Below are 11,931 nucleotides of genomic sequence, written 5' to 3' on the forward strand. Positions count from 1 at the left end.
TTCCCGGGCCTCGCGCCCGGTGAGCGGAAGGCCCCCGTGATCCGATCGCGGGGGCCTTCGCCGTGCCTGTCAGAACAGGCGCGTGTGGGAGTCGTCGGTGCCGCGCATGGCCTCGTAGTCGAGCACCACGCAGCGGATTCCGCGGTCCTCGGCGAGAGTCCGCGCCTGCGGCTTGATCTCCTGAGCGGCGAAGACTCCCGTCACCGGGAAGAGGTGCGGATCGCGATTCATCAGCTCGAGATAGCGGGTGAGCTGCTCGACTCCGTCGATCTCGCCGCGGCGCTTGATCTCGACGGCGACGGCGGCTCCCGAGGAATCGCGGGCGAGGATGTCGACCGGGCCGATCGCGGTCATGTACTCGCGCCGGACGAGAGTGTGCCCCTCTCCGAGGAGGCCGATCTGCTCGGCGAGAAGGCGCTGGAGATGCGACTCCACTCCGTCCTTCACGAGTCCCGGATCGACGCCGAGCTCGTGCGCCGAATCGTGCAGCACCTCGTGGATCGAGACGACGAGAGCGTCGCCGGTCTTGCGGTGCGCGACGGTCCACTGCTGCGTCACTCCCGCGGCGCGCGCCTCCTCGTCGGGCTCGCCCGTGATCAGCGTGCAGGGAGGGCTCATCCAGTTCAGCGGCTTGTAGGAGCCGCCGTCGGAGTGGATGAGGACGCTCCCGTCGGCCTTGACGAGCAGGAGGCGGGTGGCGAGCGGGAGGTGGGCGCTGAGACGGCCGGTGTAGTCGACGGAGCAGCGCGCGATGACGAGACGCACCCGTCGAGGATAGACGGCGCGGCTCCGGCGGGCTCCCGGCTCAGCGCGCGGCGACGGGAGGCCGGCGGCCGAGCGGAGGAGCGGGCGGCGGCACCGAGAGCGAGGCGCGCAGCGCGACCGCGAACTCGGCCGGCGCCTCCGCCCACGGGTGGTGGCCGCTCGACTCGATGACGGCCAGGCTCGCCTGCGGCAGGAGCGCGGTGAGCGCCTCCAGAGCGGCGACGCCCGTCACCGGATCGTCCTCGCCGCCGAGGACGACGGCGGGGCAGTCGAGGCGCTGCAGAGCGTCGCGGATCGCCGCGGTGTCGTCGGAGCCCGCGGGAGCGGTGTGCTCCTCACGGGGAGCGTGGTCGTCGATCCCGAGCCAGGCGGTGCCGGGGGCGATCAGGAGCAGGTGGGCGACGCGCTCGGGCGCGCCCACGGCGGCGAGCAGGACGGCGCGGCATCCGGAGTCGTGCGCGGCGAGATCGAGCTCGTCGACGCCGAGGTGACGGCGCAGGTCCTCCACGTCGGCGGCCGTCGTGGCCGGGGGAGCGGGAGGCAGCTCCGCGGAGCCGCCCACTCCGCGCGGGTGCAGCACGAGGACGCGGCGCGTGCAGGCGATCGAGGCGAACGAGCCGAGGTAGGAGGGGTGGCGCTCCGGCTCACCGGGGACGACCACCAGGGGCCGCCCCTGACCGGCTCCGTGCTCGTCGACGTGGAGCAGGGCGCCGTCGCGCGCTCGGTACCGCATCCGCTCCCCCTCCGCCGCCGTCCTGGGAAGCCTAGGGGGAGGCGCGCCGGGGCGCCCGGGCCGCACGGGGGCTTGCGGAGGCGCGTGGAGCGGGGCGGTCAGCTCCGTCGGCTGCGGGCGGCGGGGGAGGCGAGCCCGGCGACGACCACCAGGGCCAGCACCAGGAAGAGGGCGTTCAGCAGGCCGTAGTGCTCGCCGAGGAAGCCGATGGCCGGCGGTCCGACCAGGAACGCGACGTAGCCGAGCATCGCCACCGCGCTGACGCGGGCGGCCGAGTGCGGCCCCTCCGCCGCGGCCGACATGCCCACCGGGAAGCCGAGCGAGCAGCCCAGACCCCAGGCGACCGCGCCGACGACGACGAGCGCGTCGACCGGGGCGAGGATGAACAGCAGGATGCCGACGATCGCGAGCCCGGCGGAGGCGCGCAGCACCGGGACGCGGCCGAAGCGGTCGAGCACGGGTCCGCCGATCACGCGTCCGACGGTCATGGCGGCGACGAACACGCCGAACACGACGGCGGCGGTCGTCTTGTCGGTGCCGTGGCCGTCGACCATCGCCAGGGTCAGCCAGTCGTTCGCGGAGCCCTCGGCGAAGGCCATGCCCAGCATGATCAGGCCGATGAGGACGAGGCGGCCGTCGCGCCAGACGCCGAGGGAGGCGGCGACGCGCTCGCGGACCGGCGGCTTCACCGTGGTCGCCGCGCCGGAGGTGTCGAGCTCCTCGCGGACCGGGACGAAGCGGATCGCGATCACCGCGGTCACGGCGATCACCACGGCGATCGCGCCGAGGTGGACGGCGACGGGCACGGCCAGGGCGGAGGCGCCCGCGCCGATCAGCGCGCCGGCCACGGTGCCCAGGCTGAAGAAGGCGTGGAACAGCGGCAGGAGCGTCTTGCCGAAGGCCTTCTCGTTGGCCGCTCCCTCGACGTTCATCATCACGTCGACCGCTCCATTGCCGAAGCCGAGCATCGCCATGCCGGCGAAGGCCGCGGGGAGGACGCCGATGACGTCGGCCGAGACGCCCAGCACCGCGAGCCCCGCCGCCGAGACGGTGAGACCGAGCGCCATGCCGCGCCGGGCGCCGATCGCGCCCATGACCGGCGTCGAGAACGCGAGTCCGACGATCGCGCCGATCGACATCGAGAGGATCAGCAGGCCCACTCCGGCGGTCGAGAGCTGGAGCTCGTCGCGGATGGCGGGCGTGCGCGAGACCCAGGTGGCGATCGAGATCCCGCTGAGGACGAAGATCGTGAAGACGGCGTTGCGCCAGGCGACCAGCTGCGGGCGCGTGAGCGCGGACGTCGAGGTCATGGCGGTTCTCCTGGTGCGGGCGGGATCCGGACACCGGATCGAGAGGCACGGTCGAATCGATTCGAAGCGAGCCGGTCTAAGCTATCCGGAACCCCGGGGACGGTCAACCGATGACGAGCGCGCCGCCCCCACGAGGAGGAACGTGGAACCCCGCAAGAGCCCCCGGCCGACGCTCGCCCGCGTCGCGAGCCGGGCCGGAGTGTCCCCCTCCACCGCCTCGCTGGTCTTCAGCGGCTCCGGCCCCGTCTCGGAGGCCACGAAGGAGCGGGTGCTGCGCGCGGCGTCCGAGCTCGACTACGCCGGTCCCGACCCGCGGGCGCGCTCGCTCCGCCGCGGCCGCTCGGGGATCGTGGGGGTCGTCGTGGACGAGCGGATGCTGCACGCGTTCCGCGACCCGATCAAGATCGCCATGCTCGACGGGATCGCCGACGTGCTCGGCGGGGTCGACGCCGGGATCCTGCTGCTCACCGAGACCGGCGACGGCGCGGGCCTGCTGGCGACCGCCCCGGTCGACGCGATGATCCTGGTCGGCTGCAGCCCGTCGGTCGACGACTCCGTCGCCGTGCTGCGCCGCCGGGGGGTGCCGGTCGTCGTGGTCGAGGGTCTCTCGGATCTGGGCGGCGCCGTGATCTCGCTCGACAACCGCGAGGCCAGCCGCACCCTCGCGGAGCACCTGCGCGAGCTCGGCCACGAGCGGGTCGCGGTGGTCTCGCTCCCCTTCGCGAAGGACCGGCGCCGCGGCGCGATCCCGCCCGGCTGGCGCTCGAGCCCCAGCATCACTCCGGTCGACCGCCTCCTCGGAGTGCAGGACGTCTTCCCGGAGGTGTCGGTCGTCGCCGCCGCCGCGAGCTCGGTCGACGAGGGCGTCGCCGCGGGCCGCACGCTGCTCGAGGGGGCGGAGCCGCCGACCGCGGTCGTCGCGCAGAGCGATCTGCTGGCCGCGGGCGTGATCCTCGCGGCGGAGGAGCGCGGGCTGCGCGTGCCCGAGGACCTCTCGGTGGTCGGCTTCGACGGCGTGCAGGTGCCCGGTCTCGCGGCCGAGTACGACCTCACGACGATGGCCCAGCCCGCGGTCGAGAAGGGCCGTGCGGCGGGACGGGCCGCGGTCGCGCTCCTGGCCGACGAGGAGGCGGAGGCGGTCTGCTTCCACGCCGTCTTCCACCGCGGGAACACCAGCGCACCGCCGCGCTGACCGGAGTTGTCCACAGGCTTCTCCACAGGGGAGGAGTGCGGTCAGCGGAGCCAGACGTCGCTGCGGACCCGGAGCCCGAGGGTGACCGCGCGGGCGCCGAGGAAGCCGACGGCGAAGGCGAGCCAGAGCGCGAGGAGGCGCCATTCGGCGGGCGCGGCGGGGGCGAGCAGGGCGAGCGGGACGAAGACGGCGAGGTTCGCGAGGCCGCTGAGCGCCAGGTAGCGGCCGTCGCCGGCGCCGATCAGCACGCCGTCGAGCACGAAGACGTAGCCGCCGAGCGGAGCGGTGAGGCCCACGACGGCGATCGCCGCGGGCAGCAGCCGCAGCACCTCCGGGTCGCTCGAGAAGACGTACGGCAGGACGCCGCTCAGACCGGTGACCAGCGCTCCGAGCACTACTCCCGCACCGATTCCCCAGGTCACACAGCGTTTCGTGACGGCGCGGGCCTGCCCGGCGTCGCCCGCGCCGAGGAGGCGGCCCAGCAGCGCCTGCGCGGCGATCGCCACCGCGTCGAGGGCGAAGGCGACCGTCGAGAACAGCGTCATCGCCACCTGGAAGGCGCCCAGCTCCTCCGCCCCGAGCGAGGTGGCGGTCGCGACCGCGAGCAGGATCGCCGCGCGGAGGCTCGCTGTGCGCAGCAGCATCCAGCCGCCGGATCCCGCGGACGAGGCCAGGCCCGCGAGGTGCGGCCGCAGCGGCGTGCCGACCCTCCGGGCGAGCCGCAGCGCGACTCCCGCGTAGGCCGCGAGCATGGCCCACTGCGCGATCACCGTCCCCAGTGCGGAGCCGGTTATCCCCAGGCCGGCCGGGTAGATCAGCACGGCGTTGAGAGCGGCGTTGAGGGCGAATCCTCCGGCCGCGATCACCAGCGGAGTGCGGGTGTCCTGGAAGCCGCGGAGGAGCCCGGTGAGCGCGAAGACGCCGAGCATGGCGGGGATCCCGGCCATGCTCACCGCCAGGTACCGCACGCCCGCCTCGGCCACCGCCGGCTCCGCGCCGAAGAGCGCCACGACGGCCGGAGCGGTGAGCGCGCCCACCACGGCGATGCCGGCGCCGAGGAGCAGGGCCAGCCAGCCGCCGTCGATCCCGGCCGCCACGGCCCTCCGCTCGTCGCCCTCGCCGAGGGCCCGGCCGACCCGCGGAGTGGTGCTGTACGCGAGGAAGACCATCAGGCCGACGATCGTCTGCAGCACCGTGCCGCCCAGCGCGAGCCCGGCGAGCGGGACGGCGCCGAGGTGGCCGACCAGGGCGGAGTCGGTGAGCAGGAACAGCGGCTCGGCGACCAGCGAGCCCAGCGCCGGGACGGCGAGCCGGAGGATGCTGCGGTCGAGGGCGGAGGTCACCGCTCGACGCTAGCGGCTGCCGCAGCTCCGGGACGGGCGTACCGTGGGCGGGATGCAGCGCTTCGGGATCGGGCTGGCGGCCGTGGGCCGGCCGGCGTACATCACGGCAGGGCGCGACGACGACCTCGGCCCCGCGGCCGAGCGGAGCGTCGACGCGCTGCGCGAGCGCACGCACCTGCTGCTCGACGCGGCGTGGGACGCCGGCGTCCGCTTCCTCGACGCCGCGCGCTCCTACGGGCGGGCGGAGGAGTTCCTCGGCGGCTGGCTCGCCCGGCATCCGGAGCGGCGGGCGGCGCTCACGATCGAGTCGAAGTGGGGCTACGAGTACGTCGGCGGGTGGGCGATGGACGCGCCGGTGCACGAGCGCAAGGAGCACTCGGTCGCGATGCTCGACCGCCAGTGGCCGCTCACGCTCGACGCGCTCGGCTCGGCGCCCGACTCCTACCTCGTCCACTCGATCACTCCCGAGAGCCCGGCCCTCACCGACCGCCCGCTGCTGGACCGCCTGCGCGGCCTCGCCGGCTCCGGAGTGCGGGTCGGCCTCTCGACGAGCGGACCCGAGCAGGCGCGCGTGATCGAGCTCGCCCGCGCGATCCCGGAGTCGCCGTTCAGCGCTGTCCAGAGCACGTGGAACCCGCTCGAGCAGTCCGCGGGCCGGGCGCTCGCCGCCGCGCACGACGACGGCTGGCTGGTGGTGGTCAAGGAGGCCCTCGCCAACGGGAGGCTCGTCGCGCACCCGATCGAGCACGCCGGCGCCGCGCCGGACGCCGTCGCCCTGGGGGCCGCCCTCGCGCAGCCCTGGGCCGACGTCGTGCTGAGCGGCGCGGCGACTCCGGAGCAGCTGCGGGACAACCTGCGCGCGCGGCCCCTGGAGCTCCCGGACCTCCCGGCGCTCGCCGTGGATCCGGCCCGCTACTGGGCCGAGCGCTCCGCTCTCGACTGGACCTGAGAGCACTCGAACGAAGTGAGGCGTGCGCTCCGGCGCCGCACGGGATAGCGTTCCTCTCAGCGCCCCGTCTGCCCTCTCTGCGAGGGCTGGCGCGCGGATCGGCCCTCGTGATATCGCCCGAGGGGATCCGCCCCGGCCCGCCACCCCTCTTCGAGTGCGGGCGAATCGAGCTTTCCTCCGCGCCCTTCCGAGCACCTCCGCCGGTCCTAGCGTGACGCGCAGGTCGTCGATGCGGCCGGCTCGCCACCACCCCCAGGCGAGCGTTCGATCCTCGATCCGACGCCCAGCGGAGTGCCCCCATGTCCCGTGCCCGAACAGTCCTCCTCGTCACCGCCGCCCTCGTCGCGGGCCTGCTCACGGCGCCGAGCGCCGCGTCGGCCGCGACTCCCGGGACCAGTCCCGTGACGGGCTTCGAGAGCGGCTCGCCCGCGCTCTCGACGGTGACCGGCACGGCCTCCACGGCCGTCTCCGACGACAGCACGGAGGGCGACTCGTCGCTCGAGGTCTCGTACGACGTCACCGGGGGGCTCGCCGAGCTCGGCTTCGACCCGCTGCAGGCGCCCGTCATCCCCGCGCCCGCCTCGTCCCTGACGGTCGACCTCCGCGGCGACGGCTCCTACAACACCGTCTACCTGCGGGTCCGCGACACGAGCGGCGAGACCTTCGTGCACCGCGTCGACGCGATGCGCTCGACCCAGTGGCAGACGCTCACCGTGGACCTGACCGCGGAGCCGGTGGCCCGCGACGGCGGCGACGGCAACGGAGTCATGGACGCGCCGCTCACCGTGGCCGGCGTCCTCGTGGTCCGCAACGGCGAGCAGCCGCCGACCGGCACGTTCGCCCTCGACGACCTGCGCGCGGACACCACCGGCTGGACCCTCCCCGTCGCCGCGTCGACCTACGTCGCCGCCGGGGCGAGCGCCGCGATCTCCTTCGACGCCGGATCCGCGGGCGACTGGGAGCTGCGGCTCGCGGACGCCGCCGGGCTCTCGCGCACCCTCACCGGCACGGCCGCCGCGGCGGGTCCCGTCGCCGTCGACTGGGACGGACGCGACGACTCCGGAGCCGCGATGACCGGCGACGTGCGCGCGGTGCTCCGCCAGGACGACTCGGCCGACGGCTCCCTCGCCGCCGCGACGACGACCGGCGTCCCGTTCCTGCTCACCCTGGCCGCGGCCGACGACCCCGACGCGACCTCGGTGGTCGAGGCCTTCGACGGCGGAGACGCCGGCTGGGGAGTCGCCACCGGATCCGCCACCCTGCGCCGCGCCTCCGCGGCCGGGGGCGGCGCGGCCGGCACCGAGGGCACCGACGCGCTCGCCGTCGACTACGACCTCACCGACGGCATGGCCGGCATCACGCGGACCGCTCCGCTCGAGGTCGCCACCGGCCCGGTCACGGGGCTGAAGGTCGACCTCAAGGGCGACGGCAGCTACAACACGGTCTACCTCCGCGTCACCGACGCGAGCGGCGAGGCGTTCACCTACCGGATGGACGCGATGCGGCAGACCACCTGGACCACGGTGCCCATCGACCTCACCCAGGACCCGGTGCTCGCCGAGGGAGGCAACGCCGACTCCGTGCTCGACATGCCGCTGACGCTGACCGGCTTCTACGTCGTGCGCAACGGAGAGCAGTCCGCCACTGGCTCGCTCGTGCTCGACAACCTGCGCGCGGTGAGCAGCCGGTGGACGATGCCGGTCGCCGACACCGAGTTCCTCGTGCCGTCGGAGGGCGGAGTCGCCAGCCTCGCGTTCTCGGCCGCCACGGCCGGCGACTGGATGATCGTCCTCCGCGACGGCACCGGCCGCAGCCGCTCCCTCACCGGCACCCTCGCAGAGCCTGGCGAGACCGCCGTGCAGTGGGACGGGAAGGCCGACGACGGACAGGAGATGGACGGCCCGATCCGCAGCACCTTCCTGCAGGACTCGACCCCGGACGGGCAGTTCTCCGCGTCGCGGACCCGCTCGGCGACTCCGACCCTGCTGACCGTCGCCGCGGCGCAGCCGTCGACGACCAGCGTGGTCGAGGGCTTCGAGGGCGCGGCGTCGGGCTGGAGCGTCGCGATGGGCTCGGCGGCCGTCTCGCGCACCAGCGCGCAGAAGACCCAGGGCTCCTACGCGCAGCGGATCGACTACGACGTCTCGTCGGGCCTGGTCGAGACGGTGCAGACCACCCCCGCGACCGTGATCGCGAAGCCGGCCTCGTCGCTCCGGATCGACCTCAAGGGCGACGGCACCTACAACACCGTCTACACGCGCCTCCGCGACGCCTCGGGCGAGACCTTCACCTACCGGCTCGACGCGATGCGCTCGACGGCGTGGGCGACGATCGACGTCGACCTCACCGCCCCGGCCGCGCTGATCGAGGGCGGCGACGGCGACCAGGTGCTCGACTTCCCGGTGAAGCTCTCCGGCGTGATCATCGTGCGCAACGGCAGCCAGCCCGCGACTGGGACCGTCGTGCTCGACAACCTGCGCACCCTCGCCACCGGCTGGTCGCTGCCGACGGCCGCGACCGCGTTCTTCACCCCCGGCGCCTCGGCGACCACCTCGTTCTCCTTCACCGCGGCCGGCCCGGGCGACCACCGCCTCGAGCTGCGCGACAAGGAGGGGCGCGTGAAGACGATCACCGGGCGTGCGGCCGCGGCGGGCCCGGTCACCCTGACCTGGGACGGCTCGGACGACTCCGGGACCCGCATGCGCGGCGACGTCAGCGGCGTCTTCTCGCAGGACGGGACGGACGACGGCGTCCTCGCCTCGAACGCCACCCGCAGCGGGATCCCGCTCCTGCTGACCCTCGCCGAGATCGACGCGGACGCGAGCCTCGCGCAGTCCTTCGACTCCGCCGGGACGGACTGGGTGCAGGCCGCCGGCACCGCGACCCCCTCGACCTCGGCCACCCGCACCGAGGGCTCGGGCGCGCTGAGGATCGCCTACGACCTCTCCCGCGCCGACGCCGAGATCGAGACCGCGACGACTCCGGTGCCGCTGCTGACGCAGCCCGCGACCGCGCTCAAGGTCGACCTGCTCGGCGACAGCAGCTGGAACACCGTGTTCCTCAAGCTGCGGGACGCGACCGGCGAGATGTTCTTCTACCGCGTCGACGCGATGAGCCTCAGCCGGTGGACGACCGCGACGATCGACCTCCGGTCGCCCGCCGCGAACACCCACCTCGGCAACGACGACGGCGTGCTCGACTACCCGGTCTCGCTGGTGCGGATCAACGTGGTGCGCAACGGCGCCTCGGCCCCCGCCACCGGCACCGTCGTGCTCGACAACCTGCGCGTCCTCGACAAGGACTGGACCCTGCCGACCGCGAGCGCCGCCCGCTTCTCCCGCGAGAACGCGGCCACCACGACCGTCCGCTTCACGGCGGGCGGGCCCGGCGACTACGCCCTGGTGCTGCGCGACAGCGCCGGCCGCACCCGCACCTACGGCGGGACCGCCGCCGCCGCGGGCGAGATCACCGCGACCTACGACGGCACCGACGACAGCGGAGCCGCGATGGCCGGCAGCATCGCCGGACGCCTCACCTGGGACACGACCGCCGACGGCGCGCTCTCGGGAGCCGCCACGGCGACCCGCCCCTACCTCACCGGAGTGAGCGCCCGGGTCACCGAGGCGTCGCCCACGTCGATCAGCGGCATCAACAGCTTCCTCACCGAGCAGGACTCGCCCGTCGAGGCCGACCGGCAGGCCGCCCTCCTCGAGGACGCGCAGGTGCGCTGGGCCCGCGAGGAGTTCGAGTGGAAGCGCGTCGAGCCGCGGAAGGGCTTCTACGACTGGGCGAAGTTCGACCAGGCCGTCGCGATCAGCCAGGCGCGCAACGTCGACATGATCGGGAAGCTCGCCTACTCCGCGCCCTGGGCCTCGTCGGCCCCGGCCGGCACCGCGGCCGAGGACGCCCAGTACTACCCGCCGCGCAGCAACGCCGACTTCGCGTCGTACGCGGCGGCGACCGTGGCCCGGTACAAGGACCGCGTGCACGTCTGGGAGGTGTGGAACGAGCCGAACACCGACTACTACTGGCGCGGAGGCGCCACGGCCGGCCAGTACGGCGAGATGCTGAAGGCCGCGTACACGGCGATCAAGGCCGTGGACCCGACCGCGACCGTGCTGGTCGGCGGGCTCGACCAGTTCAGCGACCCGTTCATGGCGGGCGTGCTGGCGGCCGGGGCGGGCGACTCCTTCGACGGACTCGCGATCCACACGTACACGGTCGACGGAGCGCCCGAGACGGGAGCGATCCCGACCTACCTCGACGCGGCGCAGAACTTCCTCACCCGCAGCGCGCCGGGCCGGAGCCTGTGGATCACCGAGGTCAGCTGGGCGACCTGCACCACCTGCACCGGCGCCACCAGCGAGGCCGACCAGGCGTCGTACCTCTCGCGCTCCTACCTCGACGCCGCGGCCCGCGGGATCAAGGCGATCGCCTGGTACAACCTCGTCGGAGGCCCCGACCCGCAGGCGCCGCTGGACACCTTCTCGGTGACCGAGCGCTCCGGCCGGCAGAAGCCCGCGTACGCGGCGCTGAAGGAGGTCGGCGCGGTCCTCGCGACCGGCACCGCGGTCGGCCGGGCGAGCGCGACCGCCTCCGCCTCGCCGGTGAAGGTCGACGACCTCTCCTCCACGAGCGGGTGGGCCGTGGCGCCGATCGGCGGCGGGACCGCCTCGCTGGCCGCGACGTCGACCGGCTACTCCGGCTCGGGCGCGCTGAAGCTGACGTACGACTTCTCCGGCGCCTCGAAGGGCGCGCAGCTGCACACCTCGCGCACCCTCCCCGGCTCGCCGACAGCGGTCTCGGTCTGGGTCAGCGGCGACGCGAGCACCAGCCCCGTCTACCTGAAGCTGCAGGACGCGACCGGGGAGACCTTCCAGGGCCTCGTCGGCAACGTCGGCGGCTCGCCGTGGCAGAAGATGACGCTGTTCTCGGACGGGCTGAACGCCAACTACACGCACTCCGGCGGCGACGGGGACGGGGTGTGGGACTACCCGGTGAAGCTCGTGGACGCCTTCGTCTACAAGGCGATGTCGGGCATCTCCTCCGGCACGGTCTCGATCGATGACGTGACGGCCGACTACGGAGTGAATCTGCACGGGACGGTGCTGCAGACGCCGACCGAGACGGTGCAGGCGCTCTACACCGCGGGCCCGTCGACGGCCTCGGTGCAGGTCTCGGGGGCGACGGCGTCGATCCGGACCACCGCGGGCAGCACGGCGCTGGCCGTCGCCGACGGCCACGCGACCGCGACGCTCGGCCGGACGCCGGCGTTCGTGGTCTCGGCGCCCGCGGTGACCCGCCCCGGCGGCACGACGACGCTCGACTGGATGACCGGCGACGGCGCGACGACCAGTGTCGCGGTGCTCACGGCGTCCGGCGGAGTCGCGAAGCAGCTGACCTCGTCGATCCGCCACCTCGCGGGCCGGCAGACCCTCGCCTGGGACGGACGCCTGACGAACGGCGCCGTCGCCCCGGCCGGGTCGTACAGCATGCGCATCACGACGACGACGCTCGACGGCCGCACCAGCGTGCAGAAGGTCGCGTTCACGCAGCCCTGACGCGGATCGCCCTCCTCGACTCCCCAGGAGTTGTCGCATTCGGCGTCGAGTGCGACGACTTCTGGACAGTGGGGAGCG

General features: G+C 74.1%; 7 protein-coding genes. 3 read left to right on the forward strand and 4 right to left on the reverse strand.

Annotation, left to right across the window (positions count from 1 at the left end; all coding sequences use genetic code 11):
- Positions 1-69: 69 nt before the first annotated feature.
- The 3 genes from nucS to C5B92_RS05710 form a co-directional block, all read right to left on the reverse strand.
- Complete coding sequence (nucS, locus tag C5B92_RS05700) at positions 70-765, reverse strand: endonuclease NucS (RefSeq protein WP_104222623.1); 696 nt, start codon at positions 763-765, stop codon at positions 70-72.
- A gap of 40 nt (positions 766-805) precedes the next feature.
- Positions 806-1,498 carry an alpha/beta fold hydrolase gene (locus C5B92_RS05705; protein WP_104256425.1) on the reverse strand — a complete coding sequence of 231 codons (693 nt, stop codon included), beginning with the start codon at positions 1,496-1,498 and terminating at the stop codon, positions 806-808.
- Positions 1,499-1,596: 98 nt separating this feature from the next.
- Positions 1,597-2,808 (reverse strand): MFS transporter, encoded by a 1,212-nt coding sequence (locus tag C5B92_RS05710; RefSeq protein WP_104225755.1) that lies wholly within the window; start codon positions 2,806-2,808, stop codon positions 1,597-1,599.
- 142 nt (positions 2,809-2,950) lie between these two features.
- Between C5B92_RS05710 and C5B92_RS05715 the strand changes: the two genes are divergently transcribed.
- Entirely contained in the window at positions 2,951-4,000 is a 1,050-nt protein-coding gene (locus tag C5B92_RS05715; protein WP_258061270.1) for a LacI family DNA-binding transcriptional regulator, read from the forward strand.
- A gap of 41 nt (positions 4,001-4,041) precedes the next feature.
- Here the strand turns inward: C5B92_RS05715 and C5B92_RS05720 are convergent, their stop codons facing one another.
- Positions 4,042-5,343, reverse strand: a complete 1,302-nt coding sequence (locus C5B92_RS05720; protein WP_104350140.1) for an MATE family efflux transporter — start codon at positions 5,341-5,343, stop codon at positions 4,042-4,044.
- 52 nt (positions 5,344-5,395) lie between these two features.
- Here C5B92_RS05720 and C5B92_RS05725 point away from each other — a divergent pair, with 52 nt between their 5' ends.
- Positions 5,396-6,292, forward strand: a complete 897-nt coding sequence (locus C5B92_RS05725; RefSeq protein WP_104350152.1) for an aldo/keto reductase — start codon at positions 5,396-5,398, stop codon at positions 6,290-6,292.
- 299 nt (positions 6,293-6,591) lie between these two features.
- Positions 6,592-11,853, forward strand: coding sequence for a FlgD immunoglobulin-like domain containing protein (locus C5B92_RS16860; RefSeq protein WP_146079263.1), 5,262 nt, complete (start codon positions 6,592-6,594; stop codon positions 11,851-11,853).
- Positions 11,854-11,931 lie beyond the last annotated feature (78 nt).

This window comes from Rathayibacter sp. AY1A4 (genome assembly GCF_002930955.1).
Lineage (GTDB): Bacteria > Actinomycetota > Actinomycetes > Actinomycetales > Microbacteriaceae > Rathayibacter.

Coding starts and splice junctions, on each gene's coding strand:
- C5B92_RS05705 (WP_104256425.1), bottom strand. CDS start 1,498: ATGCGGTACCGAGCGCGCGACGGCGCCCTGCTCCACGTCGACGAGCAC.
- C5B92_RS05710 (WP_104225755.1), bottom strand. CDS start 2,808: ATGACCTCGACGTCCGCGCTCACGCGCCCGCAGCTGGTCGCCTGGCGC.
- C5B92_RS05725 (WP_104350152.1), top strand. CDS start 5,396: ATGCAGCGCTTCGGGATCGGGCTGGCGGCCGTGGGCCGGCCGGCGTAC.
- C5B92_RS16860 (WP_146079263.1), top strand. CDS start 6,592: ATGTCCCGTGCCCGAACAGTCCTCCTCGTCACCGCCGCCCTCGTCGCG.